Origin of the sequence: Pseudomonas sp. R45(2017) (assembly GCF_002112305.1) — a bacterium.
Lineage (GTDB): Bacteria > Pseudomonadota > Gammaproteobacteria > Pseudomonadales > Pseudomonadaceae > Aquipseudomonas > Aquipseudomonas paraglycinae.
The window spans coordinates 251,568-270,062 of the sequence record NZ_NEHH01000005.1; the positions used below are offsets into that span (position 1 = coordinate 251,568).

General features: G+C 62.4%; 22 protein-coding genes. 14 read left to right on the plus strand and 8 right to left on the minus strand.

All coding sequences use genetic code 11. The annotated features are described in order from the left end of the window. Positions 1 to 20: 20 nt before the first annotated feature. The 9 genes from proC (at position 21) to CAF74_RS13695 (ending at position 6,280) form a co-directional block, all read left to right on the plus strand. Positions 21 to 839, plus strand: coding sequence for a pyrroline-5-carboxylate reductase (proC, locus tag CAF74_RS13655; RefSeq protein WP_007953353.1), 819 nt, complete (start codon positions 21 to 23; stop codon positions 837 to 839). Between the two features lie 10 nt (positions 840 to 849). Beyond that, positions 850 to 1,440 (plus strand): YggT family protein, encoded by a 591-nt coding sequence (locus CAF74_RS13660; RefSeq protein ID WP_011336374.1) that lies wholly within the window; start codon positions 850 to 852, stop codon positions 1,438 to 1,440. After that, positions 1,437 to 1,724 (plus strand): DUF167 domain-containing protein, encoded by a 288-nt coding sequence (locus CAF74_RS13665; protein WP_039767931.1) that lies wholly within the window; start codon positions 1,437 to 1,439, stop codon positions 1,722 to 1,724. The genes CAF74_RS13660 and CAF74_RS13665 overlap by 4 nt, the downstream gene beginning before the upstream one ends. A 189-nt stretch (positions 1,725 to 1,913) precedes the next feature. Beyond that, a complete protein-coding gene (locus CAF74_RS13670) occupies positions 1,914 to 3,053 on the plus strand; it encodes a homoserine O-acetyltransferase (protein WP_085605883.1) in 1,140 nt (379 codons plus the stop codon). A 7-nt stretch (positions 3,054 to 3,060) separates the two neighbouring features. Further along, the gene (gene metW / locus CAF74_RS13675) at positions 3,061 to 3,681 is read left to right on the plus strand and encodes a methionine biosynthesis protein MetW (protein WP_011336377.1); all 621 of its coding nucleotides are present in this window, start codon (positions 3,061 to 3,063) and stop codon (positions 3,679 to 3,681) included. A gap of 26 nt (positions 3,682 to 3,707) precedes the next feature. Continuing rightward, complete coding sequence (locus tag CAF74_RS13680) at positions 3,708 to 4,142, plus strand: DUF4426 domain-containing protein (protein WP_011336378.1); 435 nt, start codon at positions 3,708 to 3,710, stop codon at positions 4,140 to 4,142. Continuing rightward, positions 4,139 to 4,735: an RdgB/HAM1 family non-canonical purine NTP pyrophosphatase gene (gene rdgB / locus CAF74_RS13685; RefSeq protein WP_007953366.1), complete on the plus strand. Its 597-nt coding sequence runs from the start codon at positions 4,139 to 4,141 to the stop codon at positions 4,733 to 4,735. Before CAF74_RS13680 ends, rdgB begins: the two co-directional genes overlap by 4 nt. Beyond that, complete coding sequence (gene hemW, locus CAF74_RS13690; RefSeq protein WP_085746693.1) at positions 4,732 to 5,937, plus strand: radical SAM family heme chaperone HemW; 1,206 nt, start codon at positions 4,732 to 4,734, stop codon at positions 5,935 to 5,937. The genes rdgB and hemW overlap by 4 nt, the downstream gene beginning before the upstream one ends. 19 nt (positions 5,938 to 5,956) lie before the next feature. Next, a complete protein-coding gene (locus CAF74_RS13695) occupies positions 5,957 to 6,280 on the plus strand; it encodes a DUF3392 domain-containing protein (RefSeq protein WP_007953368.1) in 324 nt (107 codons plus the stop codon). A gap of 66 nt (positions 6,281 to 6,346) precedes the next feature. Here CAF74_RS13695 and trmB read toward each other — a convergent pair whose 3' ends face one another. From trmB to CAF74_RS13715, 4 genes are all read right to left on the minus strand, one after another. Next, on the minus strand, positions 6,347 to 7,072 hold the full coding sequence (trmB, locus tag CAF74_RS13700; RefSeq protein WP_085746694.1) for a tRNA (guanosine(46)-N7)-methyltransferase TrmB: 726 nt from the start codon (positions 7,070 to 7,072) through the stop codon (positions 6,347 to 6,349). Between the two features lie 9 nt (positions 7,073 to 7,081). Then, the gene (locus CAF74_RS13705; protein ID WP_007953385.1) at positions 7,082 to 7,876 is read right to left on the minus strand and encodes a thiazole synthase; all 795 of its coding nucleotides are present in this window, start codon (positions 7,874 to 7,876) and stop codon (positions 7,082 to 7,084) included. 60 nt (positions 7,877 to 7,936) lie between these two features. After that, on the minus strand, positions 7,937 to 8,137 hold the full coding sequence (thiS, locus tag CAF74_RS13710; RefSeq protein ID WP_007953386.1) for a sulfur carrier protein ThiS: 201 nt from the start codon (positions 8,135 to 8,137) through the stop codon (positions 7,937 to 7,939). 72 nt (positions 8,138 to 8,209) lie between these two features. Next, positions 8,210 to 8,590, minus strand: a complete 381-nt coding sequence (locus CAF74_RS13715; RefSeq protein WP_085746695.1) for a DUF423 domain-containing protein — start codon at positions 8,588 to 8,590, stop codon at positions 8,210 to 8,212. 74 nt (positions 8,591 to 8,664) lie between these two features. Here CAF74_RS13715 and mtgA point away from each other — a divergent pair, with 74 nt between their 5' ends. Next, a complete protein-coding gene (gene mtgA, locus CAF74_RS13720) occupies positions 8,665 to 9,387 on the plus strand; it encodes a monofunctional biosynthetic peptidoglycan transglycosylase (RefSeq protein ID WP_085611980.1) in 723 nt (240 codons plus the stop codon). A gap of 70 nt (positions 9,388 to 9,457) precedes the next feature. Here mtgA and rpoH read toward each other — a convergent pair whose 3' ends face one another. The 4 genes from rpoH to ftsY all read right to left on the minus strand — a co-directional run bounded on the left by rpoH (position 9,458) and on the right by ftsY (position 13,644). Further along, the gene (gene rpoH / locus CAF74_RS13725) at positions 9,458 to 10,312 is read right to left on the minus strand and encodes an RNA polymerase sigma factor RpoH (RefSeq protein ID WP_007953393.1); all 855 of its coding nucleotides are present in this window, start codon (positions 10,310 to 10,312) and stop codon (positions 9,458 to 9,460) included. Between the two features lie 115 nt (positions 10,313 to 10,427). Beyond that, positions 10,428 to 11,453 carry a permease-like cell division protein FtsX gene (gene ftsX / locus CAF74_RS13730; RefSeq protein WP_085746696.1) on the minus strand — a complete coding sequence of 342 codons (1,026 nt, stop codon included), beginning with the start codon at positions 11,451 to 11,453 and terminating at the stop codon, positions 10,428 to 10,430. Continuing rightward, on the minus strand, positions 11,450 to 12,121 hold the full coding sequence (gene ftsE, locus CAF74_RS13735; protein ID WP_007953396.1) for a cell division ATP-binding protein FtsE: 672 nt from the start codon (positions 12,119 to 12,121) through the stop codon (positions 11,450 to 11,452). Before ftsE ends, ftsX begins: the two co-directional genes overlap by 4 nt. Beyond that, positions 12,118 to 13,644 carry a signal recognition particle-docking protein FtsY gene (gene ftsY, locus CAF74_RS13740; RefSeq protein WP_085746697.1) on the minus strand — a complete coding sequence of 509 codons (1,527 nt, stop codon included), beginning with the start codon at positions 13,642 to 13,644 and terminating at the stop codon, positions 12,118 to 12,120. Before ftsY ends, ftsE begins: the two co-directional genes overlap by 4 nt. A gap of 345 nt (positions 13,645 to 13,989) precedes the next feature. Here ftsY and CAF74_RS13750 point away from each other — a divergent pair, with 345 nt between their 5' ends. The 4 genes from CAF74_RS13750 to CAF74_RS13765 all read left to right on the plus strand — a co-directional run bounded on the left by CAF74_RS13750 (position 13,990) and on the right by CAF74_RS13765 (position 18,494). Beyond that, positions 13,990 to 15,345 carry a pitrilysin family protein gene (locus tag CAF74_RS13750; RefSeq protein WP_064600101.1) on the plus strand — a complete coding sequence of 452 codons (1,356 nt, stop codon included), beginning with the start codon at positions 13,990 to 13,992 and terminating at the stop codon, positions 15,343 to 15,345. After that, positions 15,338 to 16,825: a pitrilysin family protein gene (locus tag CAF74_RS13755; protein ID WP_085746698.1), complete on the plus strand. Its 1,488-nt coding sequence runs from the start codon at positions 15,338 to 15,340 to the stop codon at positions 16,823 to 16,825. The genes CAF74_RS13750 and CAF74_RS13755 overlap by 8 nt, the downstream gene beginning before the upstream one ends. Beyond that, positions 16,825 to 17,433 carry a 16S rRNA (guanine(966)-N(2))-methyltransferase RsmD gene (gene rsmD, locus CAF74_RS13760; RefSeq protein WP_007953401.1) on the plus strand — a complete coding sequence of 203 codons (609 nt, stop codon included), beginning with the start codon at positions 16,825 to 16,827 and terminating at the stop codon, positions 17,431 to 17,433. The genes CAF74_RS13755 and rsmD overlap by 1 nt, the downstream gene beginning before the upstream one ends. A 62-nt stretch (positions 17,434 to 17,495) precedes the next feature. Next, on the plus strand, positions 17,496 to 18,494 hold the full coding sequence (locus CAF74_RS13765) for a hydrolase (RefSeq protein WP_085746699.1): 999 nt from the start codon (positions 17,496 to 17,498) through the stop codon (positions 18,492 to 18,494). The last annotated feature ends 1 nt before the right edge of the window (position 18,495 follow it).

The following is an 18,495-nucleotide window of genomic DNA, read 5'->3' on the forward strand; positions in this document are numbered from 1 at the left end:
TTTCCAGATAAGGACCTGACATGAGCAACACGCGTATTGCCTTTATCGGTGCCGGCAACATGGCCGCCAGCCTGATCGGCGGCCTGCGGGCCAAGGGTCTGGAAGCTGCACGGATTCGCGCCAGCGATCCGGGCGAAGAAACCCGCAACCGGGTCAGCGCCGAACACGGCATCGAAACCTTCGCCGACAACGCCCAGGCCATCGACGGCGCCGACGTTGTCGTGCTGGCAGTCAAGCCACAGGCCATGAAAGCCGTGTGCGAAGCGATTCGCCCGAGCCTGAAACCGAATCAACTGGTGGTCTCTATTGCCGCTGGCATCACCTGCGCCAGCATGACTGCATGGCTGGGTGAGCAGCCGATCGTGCGCTGCATGCCGAACACCCCGGCACTGCTGCGTCAGGGCGTGAGCGGCCTGTATGCCACCAGCGCAGTGAGCGCCGAACAACGCCAACAGGCTGAAGAACTGCTGTCCGCTGTGGGCATCGCCCTGTGGCTGAACGAAGAGCAGCAACTGGACGCGGTCACCGCCGTTTCCGGTTCCGGCCCGGCGTACTTCTTCCTGCTGATCGAAGCCATGACCGCCGCCGGCGTCAAACTCGGCCTGCCGAAGGAAACCGCCGAGCAGCTGACTTTGCAGACCGCTCTGGGCGCCGCGCACATGGCGGTGTCCAGCGACGTCGACGCCGCCGAACTGCGCCGCCGCGTGACCTCGCCGGCCGGCACCACGGAAGCTGCGATCAAATCGTTCCAGGCCGGCGGCTTCGAAGCCCTGGTGGAAAAAGCACTCGGCGCCGCCGCGCACCGCTCGGCCGAAATGGCCGAACAACTGGGCAAATAAGGAGCCTTACATGATTGGATTGAACACCGCAGCGGTCTACGTGCTGCAAACCCTCGGCAGCCTGTACCTGCTGATCGTGCTGCTGCGCTTCGTCCTGCAACTGGTGCGGGCGAACTTCTACAACCCGCTGTGCCAGTTCGTGGTCAAGGCCACTCAGCCGCTGCTCAAGCCACTGCGCCGGATCATTCCGAGCCTGTTCGGCCTCGACATGTCGTCGCTGGTACTGGCGATCCTCGTGCAACTGGCGCTGATGGCGCTGACCCTGCTGCTGACCTACGGCACCACCGGCAACCCGCTGCAACTGTTGATCTGGTCGCTGATCGGCGTGACGGCGCTGTTCCTGAAGATTTTCTTCTGGGCCATGATCATCAGCATCATCCTGTCCTGGGTCGCACCGGGCAGCCACAATCCGGGCGCCGAACTGGTGAACCAGATCTGCGAACCAGCCCTGGCGCCGTTCCGCCGCATCCTGCCGAACCTCGGTGGTCTGGACCTGTCGCCGATCTTCGCCTTCCTCGTGCTGAAGCTGATCGACATGCTGGTGATCAACAACCTTGCAGCGATGACGATGATGCCGGAAATCCTGCGCCTGCTGATGTGAGCTGGTTTCGCTGGGACGGTGACGACCTGATTCTGGAATGTCACCTGCAACCGGCCGCCCGCAGCGATGATTTCTGCGGGCTGCACGGTGATCGCCTGAAGATCCGCCTGACCGCGCCGCCGGTCGAGGGCAAGGCCAATGCCTATCTGATGGGGTTTCTGGCCAAGGCTTTTGGGGTTTCCAAAAGCCAGGTCAGTTTGCTCAGCGGCGAGTTGAACCGGCAGAAGCGGGTGAAGATCTGCTCGCCGAAGAAGTTGCCGGATCTGCCCGGACTAGTCAGCTGATCGTTCCCACGCTCTGCGTGGGAATGCATGCCGGGACGCTCCGCGTCCCCCGCCGAAGCGGACGCGGAGCGTCCAATGAGGCGTTCCCACGCGGAGCGTGGGAACGAGCGCAAATCAGGCCTGATCGTTGCTTGCCGCTAACCCCACCGGTCTTTAGACTTACGCCTCATTTCAACGAGAGCAGGGTCGATGCCAGCTGCCTTTCCCCCCGATTCTGTTGGTCTGGTGACGCCGCAAACGGCGCACTTCAGCGAACCGCTGGCCTTGGCCTGCGGCCGTTCGCTGGCCGATTATGACCTGATCTACGAAACCTACGGCACGCTGAACGCGCAAGCGAGCAACGCCGTGCTGATCTGCCACGCCTTGTCCGGCCACCACCACGCTGCGGGTTATCACAGCGTCGACGACCGCAAGCCCGGTTGGTGGGACAGCTGCATCGGCCCCGGCAAACCGATCGACACCAACAAGTTCTTCGTGGTCAGCCTGAACAACCTCGGCGGTTGCAACGGCTCCACCGGCCCGAGCAGCCTCAACCCGGAAACCGGCAAGCCGTTCGGCGCCGACTTCCCAGTGCTGACCGTGGAAGACTGGGTGCACAGCCAGGCACGTCTGGCCGACCTGCTCGGCATCAGCCAGTGGGCCGCAGTGATCGGCGGCAGCCTCGGCGGCATGCAGGCGCTGCAATGGACCATCACGTATCCGGATCGCGTGCGCCACTGCCTGGCCATCGCCTCGGCCCCGAAGCTGTCGGCGCAGAACATCGCCTTCAACGAAGTGGCGCGCCAGGCGATCCTCACCGACCCGGAATTCCACGGCGGCTCGTTCCAGGAACAGGGCGTGATCCCCAAACGCGGCCTGATGCTGGCGCGGATGGTCGGGCACATCACCTACCTGTCCGACGACTCCATGGGCGAGAAATTCGGCCGCGGCCTGAAGAGCGAAAAGCTCAACTATGACTTCCACAGCGTCGAGTTCCAGGTCGAAAGCTACCTGCGTTATCAGGGCGAAGAGTTCTCCGGGCGCTTCGATGCCAACACTTATCTGTTGATGACCAAGGCTCTGGACTACTTCGATCCGGCAGCGAACTTCAACGATAACCTGGCGAAAACCTTCGAAGGTGCGAAAGCCAAGTTCTGCGTGATGTCGTTTACCACCGACTGGCGCTTCTCCCCGGCCCGCTCGCGGGAACTGGTGGATGCGCTGATGGCTGCGCGCAAGGACGTCAGCTACCTGGAAATCGACGCGCCGCAGGGCCACGACGCCTTCCTGATTCCGATCCCGCGTTATTTGCAGGCGTTCGGCAATTACATGAACCGCATTACGTTGTGAGAAAGCCATGAGAGCTGATCTGGAAATCATCCAGGAATGGATCCCCGCCGGCAGCCGCGTGCTCGACCTCGGCTGCGGTGACGGCGAGTTGCTGACCTGGCTGCGCGACCACAAGCAGGTCACCGGCTATGGCCTGGAAAACGACCCGGACAACATCGCCGAGTGCGTGGCCAAGGGCATCAACGTCATCGAGCAGGACCTGGACAAGGGCCTGGGCAACTTCGCCAGCAACAGCTTCGACATCGTGGTGATGACCCAGGCACTGCAAGCCGTGCACTACCCGGACAAGATCCTCGACGAAATGCTGCGGGTCGGTCGCCAGTGCATCATCACCTTCCCCAACTTCGGTCACTGGCGCTGCCGCTGGTACCTGGCGAGCAAAGGCCGGATGCCGGTGTCGGAATTTCTGCCGTACACCTGGTACAACACGCCGAACATCCACTTCTGCACCTTCGAAGACTTTGAAGAACTTTGTCGCGAACGTGAGGCGAAGGTCATTGATCGGCTTGCCGTGGATCAACAGCACCGCCACGGGTGGGCCAGTAAGCTATGGCCTAATCTGTTAGGTGAGATCGGTATCTACCGCGTCAGCAGCCCGGGGCTTGCGGATCACAGAATCGCGGTCTGAACCACGACATTGCGAGGAGAACGAACATGGGACGCTTGATTACCGCGCTATTGGCCGCCTGCCTGAGCCTGTCGGCCGTGGCCGCCGATGCCATCAAGGGCGAACGCAAGGAAGTGTTCGGTGATGTCACCGTGCATTACAACACCTTCAACTCGACCTTCCTGACGCCGGACATCGCCAAGGCAGCCGAGCTGATCCGCAGCAAGAATCAGGGCGTGATCAATGTCTCGGTGATCAAGGACGGCAAACCGCTGATCGCCCAGGTCACCGGCACCGTCAAAGACCTGACCAGCCAGAGCGTGCCGCTGACCTTCCGCCAGATCACCGAACAAGGCGCGATCTACTACATCGCCCAATACCCGGTGGAGCAGCAGGAAACCCGCACCTTTGAAATCAAGGTGCAGACCGGCGACAAGATCAACACCCTCAATTTCAACCAAGAGCTTTTCCCTGGCCAATGATCAATCTCAAGCAACTCGTACTGGCCAGCCATAACGCCGGCAAACTCAAGGAACTCCAGGCCATGCTCGGCGAATCGGTGCAATTGCGCTCGATCGGCGAATTCAGCAGTGTGGAGCCGGAAGAAACCGGTCTGTCGTTCGTCGAGAACGCGATCCTCAAGGCGCGCAATGCCGCGCGCATCTCCGGTCTGCCGGCGCTGGCCGACGATTCGGGCCTGGCGGTGGACTTCCTCGGCGGTGCGCCGGGCATCTACTCGGCGCGCTACGCCGACGGCAAGGGCGACGCGGCGAACAACGCCAAACTGCTCGACGCCTTGAAGGACGTGCCGGAAGCCGAGCGTGGCGCGCAGTTCGTCTGCGTGCTGGCGCTGGTGCGTCATGCCGACGATCCGCTGCCGATCCTCTGCGAAGGTCTGTGGCACGGGCGCATCCTGACCGCTGCCAGCGGTGAGCACGGTTTCGGCTACGACCCGCTGTTCTGGGTGCCGGAGCGTAACGTGTCCAGCGCCGAGCTGAGCCCGAGCGACAAGAACCAGATCAGCCACCGCGCCCGTGCAATGGATCTGCTGCGCCAGCGTCTGGGCTTGAAATGACCGATAGCTCCTGCGCGTCGTCGCTGATTATCGGCGGCGCTGCCTCCCCGCCTCGGGCGCCGTTGCCGACGCTGCCGCCCCTGGCGCTGTACATCCACATCCCGTGGTGTGTGCGCAAATGCCCGTATTGCGACTTCAACTCCCACACCGCCAGCCCGGTGCTGCCGGAACAGGAGTACGTCGATGCGATGCTGGCCGACCTCGATCAGGATCTGCACGCGGTGTACGGCCGTGAGTTGAGTTCGATCTTCTTTGGCGGCGGCACGCCGAGCCTGTTCAGCGCCGAAGCCCTGGGTCGCCTGCTGGACGGCGTGAAACAACGCATCCCGTTTGCCGATGACATCGAAATCACCCTGGAAGCCAACCCCGGGACTTTCGAGCAAGAGAAGTTCGTCGCCTACCGCAAACTGGGGATCAATCGCCTGTCGATCGGCATCCAGAGCTTTCAGCAGGAAAAGCTCAAGGCCCTCGGCCGCATCCACAACGGCGACGAAGCGGTACGCGCCGCCGGCATGGCGCGCCAGGCCGGGTTCGATAACTTCAACCTCGACTTGATGCACGGCTTGCCGGACCAGTCGCTGGACGATGCCCTGAGCGATCTGCACCAGGCGATCGAGCTGAAGCCGACGCACATTTCCTGGTATCAGCTGACACTGGAGCCGAACACCGTGTTTTGGAACCAGCCGCCAGTGCTGCCGGAAGACGACACGCTGTGGGACATTCAAGAGGCCGGACAGGCGCTGTTGGCCGAGCACGGTTACGCGCAGTACGAAGTTTCGGCCTATGCCCAACCGGGTCGCCCGGCGCGGCATAACCTCAATTACTGGAGCTTCGGCGACTTCATCGGCATCGGCGCCGGCGCCCACGGCAAGCTCAGTCACCCGGACGGGCGCATCGTGCGCACCTGGAAGACGCGCCTGCCGAAGGACTACCTCAACCCGGCCAAAAGCTTCCAGGCCGGCGAGAAAGCCCTGACCAACGACGAGATGCCGTTCGAGTTTCTGATGAACGCCCTGCGCCTGACCGCCGGCGTCGAATCGCGCCTGTACCCGGAGCGCACCGGCCTGCCGCTGGAGAGCCTCGACGAACACCGGCGCGAGGCCGAACAAAGCGGTCTGTTGCAGGTCGAACCGTCACGTCTGGCGGCCACCGAACGCGGACAACTGTTCCTCAACGACTTGCTGCAGAAATTTCTGAGCTGACCGCTCTTAAGGAAACCGCATGGATTTGATACTCGACCTGCTTGCCACCGTGTCCCGCTGGAGCCGCAGCAACCTCTCGGAAATCGCGCTGGCCCTGGTGGGCTGCCTGCTGGTGCTGTTCGGCGCTGACTTCAAGGCCTGGGTCGAGCAACGCCTGGGCAGCATCGCCGGCGCCCTGCGCGTCCCGTTGATGGCCCTGCTCTGCCTGATCGGCAGCGGCGCAGCACTGATCTACGCGACGCCTTGGGTAGTGAAGGGGCTGAGCCAGTTCAACAACTACAGCCTGGCGCCGGTGTTGTTGGTGGTGCTGGTGTTGATTGGCGTGGTCGCGGATCGCCGCTGATTTTCAGCTACTACCCAAAACAACTGTGGGAGCCATTGGCTCCCACAGTTTTTTATTGCGTAACGTTTAAGCGAGCTTTTCGAACTTCAGATCCCACACGCCATGCCCAAGACGTTCGCCGCGGCGTTCGAACTTGGTGATCGGGCGTTCGGCCGGGCGAGGTACGCACTTGCCGTCTTCGGCGAGGTTGCGATAGCCCGGGGCGACGTTCATCACTTCCAGCATGTATTCGGCGTACGGCTCCCAGTCGGTGGCCATGTGCAGAATGCCGCCGACTTTCAGCTTGCTGCGCACCAGTTCAGCGAAGGACGCCTGAACGATGCGGCGCTTGTGGTGGCGGCTCTTGTGCCACGGATCCGGGAAGAACAGCATCAGGCGATCGAGGCTGTTGTCGGCGATGCAGCGGTTGAGCACTTCGATCGCGTCGCAGTCGTAGACCCGCAGGTTGGTCAGGCCCTGAGTCAGCACGCCGTTGAGCAGCGCGCCGACACCCGGACGGTGAACCTCGACACCGATGAAATCCTGTTCCGGCGCAGCGGCGGCCATTTCCAGCAGCGAGTGGCCCATGCCGAAACCGATCTCCAGCGAACGCGGCGCGGAACGGCCGAACACCTGGTCGTAATCCACCGGCGCATCGGCCAGCGGCAGCACGAACTTCGGCGCGCCCCGATCCAGGCCGCGCTGCTGGCCTTCGGTCATGCGCCCGGCGCGCATCACGAAACTCTTGATGCGGCGGTGTTGGCGCTCGTCGCCTTCTTCCGTCTGGATTGGCGTGTCGTTCGATTCAGTCATCAATAGCTCTTACTTGATCAGACCATCCAGCGGCGAAGAGGCGCTGGCATAGAGTTTTTTCGGCATGCGGCCGGCGAGGTAGGCCAGGCGGCCCGCGACGATCGCGTGTTTCATGGCTTCGGCCATCATGATCGGCTGCTGGGCGTGGGCGATGGCCGAGTTCATCAGCACGGCGTCACAGCCCAGTTCCATCGAGATGGTCGCGTCGGAAGCGGTGCCGACACCGGCATCCACCAGCACCGGGATCTTGGCTTCTTCGAGGATGATCTGCAGGTTGTACGGATTGCAGATCCCCAGGCCCGAACCGATCAGACCGGCCAGCGGCATGACCGCGATGCAGCCGATTTCCGCCAGTTGCCGGGCGATGATCGGGTCATCACTGGTGTAAACCATCACGTCGAAGCCTTCCTTGACCAGCACTTCGGCGGCCTTGAGGGTTTCGATCACGTTGGGGAACAGGGTTTTCTGGTCGGCCAGCACTTCCAGCTTCACCAGATTGTGGCCGTCGAGCAGCTCACGGGCCAGGCGGCAGGTGCGCACGGCTTCGACCGCGTCGTAGCAACCGGCGGTGTTCGGCAGGAAGGTGTAGCGATCCGGCGACAGCACTTCGAGCAGGTTCGGCTCGCCTTCGATCTGGCCCAGATTGGTGCGGCGCACGGCGAAGGTGACGATCTCGGCACCCGAGGCTTCGATGGCCAGGCGGGTTTCTTCCATGTCACGGTACTTGCCGGTACCGACCAGCAAACGCGACTGGTAAGTACGACCGGCCAGAACAAAAGGCTTGTCGCTACGAACGATGCTCATGGGGAATCCTCTGTTGGGGTGAGGGTCTTGCAGAATTCTCGGCCCATACAGGCCTGGCGATCAGCCGCCGCCGATCGCGTGCACGACTTCGACATTGTCGCCGTCGTTCAAAGTGGTGTCGGCATGCTGGCTGCGCGGGACGATATCCAGATTGAGTTCGACCGCGACGCGGCGTCCGGTCAGATCCAGACGCGTCAGCAGGGCCGCAACGGTTTCACCGTCGGGCAGTTCAAAGGATTCACCGTTCAACTGAATGCGCATGCGCAACGCCGCCATCACTTTTTAGGGGGTGGCATTCTAGCCCGATCATGACCTAAAGGTCAGCACCAAGCGTCAAGCGGTTGGGTGCAGGCGCCAGGCGGCGAGTCCGAGGCACAGCCAGCCGATCAGGAACGCCAGGCCGCCGAACGGGGTGATGATGCCGAGCTTGCCGATGCCGAGGGTGGTCAGCAGGTACAGACTGCCGGAGAACAGCAGAATACCGACGGTGAACGAGATGCCGGCCCAGGCGACCAGACGCCCCTGAAGCTGCGTCGCCAGCAGCGCCACGCCGAACAGCGCCAGCGAGTGCACCAGTTGATAGGTGACGCCGGTGTGGAAGATCGCCAGATACTCCGGGGTCAGGCGGTTTTTCAGGCCATGTGCGGCGAATGCGCCGAGGCCAACACCGGTGAAACCAAAGAAGGCGGCCAGCATCAGAAAGCTACGCAGCATGTAGAACTCCAGTCAGACTCGATCGGCAGGGTCTGTATAATGGCCCGCTCAAACGGTTCGGCCAAGCCATCTCTATGCTGCGTTTATTTCTCCGTCGTTTCACGAAGGCCCTGCTCTGGTTCGCGGGCGGCAGCGTATTGCTGGTGTTGGTGTTTCGCTTTGTGCCGCCACCGTTCACGGCGCTGATGGTCGAGCGCAAGATCGAATCCTGGGTCGACGGCGAGCCGATCGATCTGCAACGCACCTGGAAACCGTGGGACGAGATCTCCGATGACCTGAAGGTCGCGGTGATTGCCGGCGAAGACCAGAAATTCCCCGAGCACTGGGGTTTTGACCTGAGTGCGATCAAGGCCGCACTGGCCCACAACGAACTCGGCGGTTCGATTCGCGGCGCCAGCACTTTGAGCCAGCAAGTGTCGAAGAACCTGTTTTTGTGGTCTGGCCGCAGTTATCTGCGCAAAGGGCTGGAAGCGTGGTTTACCGCGCTGATCGAAGTGTTCTGGCCCAAGCAGCGGATTCTCGAGGTGTACCTGAACAGCGTCGAGTGGGATGACGGCGTGTTTGGTGCCGAAGCGGCGGCAAGGCATCACTTTGGCGTAGGCGCCAGGTCGCTGTCCCGGCAACAGGCGAGTTACCTCGCAGCCGTGCTGCCGAATCCCCGCGTCTGGAGCGCCAGTCATCCGACCGCTTACGTGTCGCGCCGTGCCGGCTGGATTCGCCAGCAAATGAGCCAGCTGGGTGGCGACAGCTATTTGTTGACACTCAATGATTCGCGCCGCGCGCCCTGGGCCCAATGACTGCCTGACAGGCAAACAAAAACGCCCCGATCATCACTGATCGGGGCGTTTTTTATTGCCGGACTGCCGGTTATGCGGCAATCGACAACTTGAGCTTGTTCATCGCGCTCTTCTCGAGCTGACGGATCCGCTCGGCCGACACGTTGTACTTCTGCGCCAGGTCGTGCAGCGTGGCTTTCTCTTCTGCCAGCCAGCGCTGGTAGAGGATGTCGCGACTGCGTTCGTCCAGCACTTCCAGCGCTTCGTGCAGGTTGTGATTGGAGTTGTCGCTCCAGTCGGCATCTTCCAGTTGACGGGCCGGGTCGTACCGGTGGTCTTCCAGGTAGTTGGCCGGCGACTGGAAAGCGCTGTCGTCGTCTGCTTCCGCAGCCGGGTCGAAGGCCATGTCATGGCCGGTCAGGCGACTTTCCATCTCACGCACTTCACGCGGCTCGACGCCGAGGCTTTCCGCCACACGGTGGACTTCCTCGTTGTTCAGCCAGGCAAGACGTTTCTTCTGGCTGCGCAGGTTGAAGAACAGCTTGCGCTGGGCCTTGGTGGTCGCGACCTTCACGATCCGCCAGTTGCGCAGGATGAACTCGTGAATCTCGGCCTTGATCCAGTGCACCGCAAAGGACACCAGACGCACGCCCATTTCCGGGTTGAAACGCTTCACGGCCTTCATCAGGCCGACGTTACCTTCCTGGATCAGGTCAGCCTGAGCCAGACCGTAGCCGGAATAGCTACGGGCGATGTGTACGACAAACCGCAGGTGGGCGAGCACCATCTGCCGAGCCGCCCCCAGATCCTGCTCATAGTAGAGACTCTCGGCCAGTTCACGCTCCTGCTCCGGCGTCAGCAATGGAATGCTGTTGACGGTGTGCACGTAGGCTTCCAGGTTTGCGCCTGGAACCAATGCATACGCAGGTTGCAAAGAATTGGACATACGGAAAAACCTCCGACTTACATACTCATGCTTTTCAGCATTGCGAAAAATTGACCGGAAACTCAAATGAAAGTTTCCTTAACCACTGAAAGGTCAATCACGCGCAAAAAAGATTCTACTTCGGCGCCAGCTCCCTGAGATGACGTGCGACTGCAATCCATGCACCGATATAACCCAACAGCACCGCGCCAAGCAAGAGCGACAGACCATCGGCAACTGGCACTCCAGCCAGTGCGAAATCACTGCCGTACAAGCCGGCCAGCCCGACCACCGCGTCGTTCAGCCAATTCAGGCCGAACGCCAAAACACCCCAGGACAGCAGACCCGCACCGAAGCCATACAGCGCGCCCATATAAAGAAAGGGACGACGCACATAGCTGTCGGTGCCGCCGACGAGTTTAATCACTTCTATCTCGGTGCGGCGGTTTTCAATATGAAGACGAATGGTATTGCCTATCACCAGAAGTAATGCGGAAACCAGCAACACCGTCAGACCGAACACGAAACGGTCGCCGAGCTTGAGGATGGCGGCCAGACGCTCGACCCAGACTAGATCAAGTTGCGCCTGTTGTACCTTGGGCAGCTCGGAAAGTTTTTGTCTTAATGCTTCCAGGGTCGACTTGTCGACCTCGTTCGGCGTCACCAGTACCACGCCCGGCAGCGGGTTTTCCGGCAGCTCGCGCAGGGCTTCGCCCAAGCCGGACTGCTGCTGGAACTCTTCCAGCGCCTGGTCGCGGCCGACATATTCAGCATCAGCTACGCCCGGCATGCCTTTGATCTGATCACGTAACGCTTCGCCCTGAGCCGGACTGGCCTCGAGCTCCAGGTACAGCGAGATCTGCGCCGCGCGCTGCCACGAGCCGCCCAGGCGCTCGACATTGTTCAGCAACAACGAAAGGCCCATCGGCAGACTCAGCGCAACTGCCATCACCATGCAGGTGAAGAAGCTGCCGATCGGCTGCTTGCCGAGACGGCGCAGGCTGTCGATCCAGCTGGCGCGATGGCTTTCGATCCAGGCACGGAACAACGTGGCGAAATCCGGGCCGTCGTCATCGTCGTGCTTTTTCTTCTTTGGCGGTTGCGGATCGGCGGCCTTCGGGGCCACGCGCTCGGAAACCTTCGGACTGCGTGTTGCACTCATACGCCGGCCTCCCCGTCGCCGATCAATCGGCCGCGTTGCAGGGTCAGCATGCGATGGCGCATGCGCGCGATCAGCGCCAGGTCGTGACTGGCGATCAGCACGCTGGTGCCCAGACGGTTGATGTCTTCGAACACGCCCATGATCTCGGCCGCCAGACGCGGGTCGAGGTTACCGGTCGGTTCGTCCGCCAGCAGCAGGGCCGGACGGTGAACGATGGCCCGGGCAATGCCGACGCGCTGTTGCTGACCGGTGGACAGGTCGCCCGGATACAGCTCGGCCTTGTCCGACAGCGCCACGCGCTCCAGCGCCGAGTCGACGCGCTTGGCGATCTCGACCTTGGACAGCCCGAGAATCTGCAACGGCAGCGCGACGTTGTTGAACACCGTGCGATCGAACAACAGTTGATGGTTCTGGAACACCACCCCGATCTGCCGACGCAGGAACGGAATCTGCGCATTGCTGATGGTGCTCAGGTCCTGCCCGGCCAGCAGCAGTTTGCCGCTGGTCGGACGCTCCATCGCCAGCAACAGGCGCAACAACGTGGATTTACCGGCACCGGAGTGGCCGGTGACAAACAGGAACTCGCCGCGACGGACTCGAAAGCTCAGCTCATGCAAGCCGACGTGACCGTTCGGGTAGCGCTTACCGACCTGTTCGAAACGAATCATGAACGCTCCCGCTCGGCAAACAGTGCCTGGACAAAGGGTTCGGCTTCAAAGGTACGCAGATCGTCGATGCCTTCACCGACGCCGATGTAGCGGATCGGCAGGCCGAACTGCTTGGCCAGGGCGAAAATCACCCCGCCCTTGGCGGTGCCGTCGAGCTTGGTCAGCGCCAGGCCGGTCAGTTCGACGGTCTGGTTGAATTGCTTGGCCTGGTTGATGGCGTTCTGGCCGGTGCCGGCGTCGAGTACCAGCAGCACTTCGTGCGGCGCATCGGCGTCGAGCTTGCCGATCACCCGGCGAACCTTCTTCAGCTCTTCCATCAGGTTATCTTTGGTGTGCAGACGACCGGCGGTGTCGGCGATCAGCACGTCGATGCCACGGGCCTTGGCGGCCTGCACGGCGTCGAAGATCACTGAAGCCGAGTCCGCGCCCGTGTGCTGGGCAATCACCGGAATCTTGTTGCGCTCGCCCCAGACCTGCAACTGCTCGACAGCCGCGGCACGGAAGGTGTCACCGGCAGCGAGCATGACTTTCTTGCCTTCCAGCTGCAGTTTTTTCGCCAGTTTGCCGATGGTGGTGGTCTTGCCGGCGCCGTTGACGCCGACCACTAGAATCACGAACGGCTTGTTCTGGGAAGCGATCTTCAGCGGCTGCTCGACCGGTTTGAGCATTGCGGCCAGCTCGGCCTGCAGGGATTTGTACAGGGCGTCGGAATCGGCCAGCTCTTTACGTGCGACCTTCTGGGTCAGACGCTGAATGATCACCGAAGTCGCCTCGACACCGACGTCGGCAGTCAGCAGGCGGGTTTCGAGGTCGTCGAGCAGATCGTCATCGATGGCTTTCTTGCCGAGGAACAGGCTGGCCATGCCCTCGCCGATGCTGGCACTGGTCTTGGACAGGCCTTGCTTGAGACGGGCGAAGAAGCCGGCCTTGGTTTCTTCGGTGCGCGGGGCCTCGACCGGGGTTTCAACCTGGATTTCCACAGGAGCGACTGGCGCGACTGGCGCTACGGCGACCGGTGCAGGTGCAGGTGCAGGTGCAGGTGCAGGTGCAGGTGCAGGTGCAGGCTCGGGCGCTTCGACAATCGGGGCAACCGGAGCAACCACAGGTTCTGGAATGACCGGAGCAGCTTCCACCACCGGCGCCTGAACAGGCTCGGGGGCGAACGCAACCGGCGCAGGAATCGGCGGCGTAACGTGCGGAGCAGCCTCTTCAACCAGCGCCACCGGCTCTTCCGCCACTGGCAAGGTCAGCCACGGCTCGCTGGCCGGGGTCAGCGGCAACTCAGCGGCAGCCGGCGCTTCAGGCTCGGCCTCGACCACTGGTTGCAGCACCGGCTCGGCGATCGGCAGCACAACCGGTGCCGGCGCTTCTTCTATTACCGGAGCGGGCGCGGGGGCCGGCTCAGGAATGGCAGTCGGCTGTTCGACGACGGGTTCCTGCGGTTTCTTGCGCAGCCATCCGAACAGGCTTTTCTTCTCGCCAGCCGCAGCTGGGGTCTTCTTGTCGTCGTTGGAACCAAACATGGAGGACGGCTATCTCACGGTAGCGACGCGCCACAGGGGCGCCCCGGCAAATAAATATTCGATGCAGAACAGACTGTGTTTCACCCAGCTTGTTCACGCGCAACATTTTGTCGAGGCGCCAAAAGCACCTCAAAGGTCATTAAATACGAAGGACTGGAACGGCATCGTCGGCGAAAACGCAGAGTTTAGCTGAGAAACTCAAAGCTTCTGCCGGTAACCCGTACAACCTATAGACCGATCAGTGGCCTGATAGGCGTGGCCGCCAGTAAAACGGATCAGTATCCTAGCACCCTCTCGCCCGCCGACGCTAAGACCAAGCGGGCAGCCCAACAGGTTTAAAAACGAATGAATGCTCTAGCCCGCCGCGCCGCAGGCCTGCTGCTCAGCACAGTCTGCCTGCCCCTTTCGGCCCTGGCGGCCGACCCGCAACCGACCCACGAATTCACCCTCGACAACGGCTTGAAGGTCGTCGTGCGCGAAGACCATCGCGCGCCGGTGGTGGTGTCGCAGGTCTGGTACAAGGTCGGTTCCAGCTACGAAACCCCGGGCCAGACCGGTCTGTCCCACGCCCTCGAGCACATGATGTTCAAGGGCAGCGAGAAAGTCGGTCCCGGCGAAGCCTCGCTGATCCTGCGCGACCTCGGCGCCGAAGAGAACGCGTTCACCAGCGACGACTTCACTGCTTATTACCAGGTGCTGGCCCGCGACCGTCTGGGCGTGGCCTTCGAACTGGAAGCCGACCGCATGGCCAACCTGCGCCTGCCGGCTGACGAGTTCGCCAAGGAAATCGAAGTCATCAAGGAAGAGCGCCGCCTGCGCACCGATGACAAGCCGATGGCCAAGGCCTTCGAGCGCTACAAGGCCATGGCCTATCCGGCCAGCGGTTATCACACGCCGACCATCGGCTGGATGGCTGACCTGGAGCGGATGAAAGTCGAAGAGCTGCGTCACTGGTACCAGTCCTGGTACGTGCCGAACAACGCCACGCTGGTGGTGGTCGGCGACGTGACTCCGGACGAGGTGAAGACCCTCGCCCAGCGCTACTTCGGGCCGATCCCGAAACGCGACGTGCCGCCGGCGAAAAAGCCGCTGGAACTGGCCGAACCCGGCGAGCGCCAGATCACCCTGCACGTGCAGACCCAGCTGCCGAGCCTGATGCTCGGCTTCAACGTCCCGAGTATCGCCACCGCCGAAGACAAACGTTCGGTCAACGCCTTGCGCCTGATTTCGGCATTGCTGGACGGCGGCTACAGCGGTCGCATCCCGACCCAACTGGAGCGCGGTGAAGAGCTGGTATCCGGCGGCTCGTCGAGCTACGACGCCTACACCCGCGGCGACAGCCTGTTCACCCTGTCGGCCACACCGAACACCCAGAAGAAAAAAACCATGGCCCAGGCGGAAGCCGGCTTGTGGAAACTGCTGGAACAGCTGAAAACCACCGCACCGTCCGCCGAAGAACTGGAGCGCGTGCGTGCGCAGGTCATCGCCGGTCTGGTCTTCGAGCGCGACTCGATCACCAGCCAGGCCACTGCCATCGGCCAGCTGGAGACCGTCGGTCTGTCGTGGAAACTGATGGACACCGAACTGGCCGATCTGGAAAGCGTCACCCCGCAAGACATCCAGAACGCCGCCAAGCTGTATTTCACCCGCGAACGTCTCAGCGTCGCCCACGTCCTGCCACTGGAGACGACTCATGAGTGAGCGCAAAACCCCACGCCTGCTGCTCGGCCTGATCGCCGTGGCCATCATCGGCTCCGCCGCGTTCTATCTGGTGCCGAGCGACAACACCAAGGCCAGCGAAGCGCTGGATAACGCCAAGTCCAGCCAGAAGCTGCAATCGCTGGCCGAACTCGACGGCAAGGCCCCGGCCAGTCGCAAGCTCGACGTGCAGACCTGGAACACCGCCGAAGGCGCCAAGGTGCTGTTCGTCGAAGCCCGCGAACTGCCGATGTTCGACATGCGCCTGATCTTCTCCGCCGGCAGCAGCCAGGACGGCAACGCGCCGGGGCTGGCCCTGCTGACCAACGCCATGCTCAACGAAGGTGTGGCGGGCAAGGATGTCGGCGCCATCGCCCAAGGTTTCGAAGGCCTGGGTGCTGATTTCGGCAACGGCGCCTATAAAGACATGGCCATCGCGTCGCTGCGCAGCCTCAGTGCTGCCGACAAACGCGAGCCAGCGCTGAAGCTGTTCTCGGAAGTGGTGGGTAAACCGACCTTCCCGGCCGACTCCTTCGCGCGCATCAAGAACCAGATGCTCGCCGGTTTCGAGTACCAGAAACAGAACCCCGGCAAGCTCGCCAGCCTGGAACTGATGAAGCGCCTGTACGGCGATCACCCGTACGCCCATTCCAGCGACGGCAACGCGCAAAGCGTGCCGAAGATCACGCTGGCGCAACTGCGTGAGTTCCACGCCAAGGCCTATGCGGCCGGCAACGTGGTGATCGCGCTGGTGGGCGATCTGTCCCGCAGCGAAGCCGAGGCGATTGCCAATCAGGTGTCCGCTGCGCTGCCAAAAGGCCCGGCGCTGGCGAAGATCGCCCAGCCGCAGGAACCGAAGGCCAGCGTCGGTCACATCGAGTTCCCGTCCAAGCAGACCAACCTGATGATCGCGCAACTGGGCATCGACCGTGACGACCCGGACTACGCCGCGCTATCGATGGGCAACCAGATCCTCGGCGGTGGCGGTTTCGGCACCCGGTTGATGAGCGAAGTTCGCGAGAAGCGCGGCCTGACCTACGGCGTGTATTCGGCGTTCAGCCCGATGCAGGCTCGCGGCCCGTTCATGATCAACCTGCAGACCCGCGCGGAAATGAGCGAAGGCACCCTGAAACTGGTGCAGGACGTGCTCGCCGACTACCTCAAGACCGGCCCGACCCAGAAAGAACTCGACGACGCCAAGCGCGAACTGGCCGGCAGCTTCCCGCTGTCCACCGCGAGCAACGCCGATATCGTCGGTCAGCTCGGTGCCATGGGTTTCTACAACCTGCCGCTGAGCTATCTCGATGACTTCATGCGTCAGTCCCAGAGCCTGACAGTCGAGCAGGTTCGCGACGTCCTGAACAAACACTTGAGCACGGACAAACTGGTCATCGTCAGCGCTGGCCCGACCGTGCCGCAAAAGCCGTTACCGGCCCCATCTGATAAACCTGCCGAGCAGCCGCTCGGGGTTCCGGAGCATTAATGGCCAGTCCAAAGAAACCTGTACAAAAACTGCACAACGGTGTGAACCAGTTGCGCATCATCGGCGGCGAATGGCGCAGCCGAAAGCTGAGCTTTCCTGATGCGCCGGGTCTGCGCCCGACGCCAGACCGGGTGCGCGAAACCCTGTTCAACTGGCTCGCGCCATACGTCGCCGGGGCCAAGGTGCTCGATCCGTTCGCCGGCAGCGGCGCACTGTTTCTGGAAGCGCTGTCCCGAGGCGCGGCAATGGGTCAGGCGCTGGATGCCAGCCATGTCGCGGTCTCCAGCCTGAAAGAACACCTCGGCACCCTGCGCTGCACCAACGGCCACGTGCAAACCGCCGACGCGCTGCGCTATCTGGAAACCCAGACCGCGACCGCGTTCGACCTGGTGTTCCTCGACCCGCCGTTCAACCAGAACCTGCTGCCCGCCGTGTGCACGCTGCTGGAAGAGCGCCAATGGCTGGCCGATGATTCGTGGATCTACACTGAAAGCGAAACCGCGCCATCGACCCTCGGCCTGCCAGGCAACTGGCGCCTGCACCGCGAGCAGAAATCCGGGCGGGTGTATTACGCGTTGTGGCAACGTATGGCAGTGATCGCCGGTTAACCGACGGCCTGAAAAAGCGGCGAGTCTCAGCCGAGGCTCGCTGCACTGCATCGAGAGCAATCGTGTCCCCTTCGTCAAAACCGTTCATCCCCGCCTTCGGCCTCGGCAATCCGCACCTGCAAACCTTGTGGGGGCCGTTGTGGCGCAAAACCGTGCACCTTGATCGCCAGCGCGAACGACTGTGGCTGGACGACGGTGACTTCCTCGACCTCGACTGGCACGGCCCGCACAGCGCCGAGGCGCCATTGGTGTTGGTACTGCACGGGCTGACCGGTTCTTCCAATTCACCTTACGTGGCCGGGATCCAGGCAGCGCTCGCCGCGCAGGGCTGGGCCAGTGTTGCGCTGAACTGGCGCGGCTGCTCGGGCGAACCGAACCTGTTGCCACGCAGCTACCATTCCGGCGCCAGCGAAGACCTCGCCGAAACCATCCGCCACCTGAAAGCCAAGCGGCCACTGGCGCCGCTGTATGCGGTCGGCTATTCCCTGGGCGGTAATGTGCTGCTCAAGCATCTGGGGGAAACCGGCAGCGCCAGCGGCGTGCTCGGTGCAGTGGCGGTGTCGGTGCCGTTTCGCCTCGATCAATGTGCCGATCGTATTGGCCAGGGTTTCTCGAAGGTCTATCAGGCGCACTTCATGCGCGAGATGGTCGCCTACATCAAGAACAAGCAGCGCCAATTCCAGCACGACGGCCGCGAGGACGGTCTCGCCGCACTGGCCGCCCTCGGCTCGCTGGAAAACATGCGCACCTTCTGGGATTTCGATGGCCGGGTGACCGCGCCGCTGCACGGTTTCGCCGATGCCGAGGATTACTATCGCCGCGCATCGAGCCGCTATTTTCTCGGTGAGATCCGCACGCCGACCCTGATCATTCAGGCGGCGGACGACCCGTTCGTATTTCCCCACAGCCTGCCGCAGGCCAGTGAGCTGTCGGCCACGACGCAATTCGAATTGCAGAACAAGGGCGGACACGTCGGTTTCGTTGACGGCACGCTCCGCCAACCGGGTTATTACCTGGAGCGACGGATTCCGCAGTGGCTGGCCGACGCGGGGCGCGGGTGAA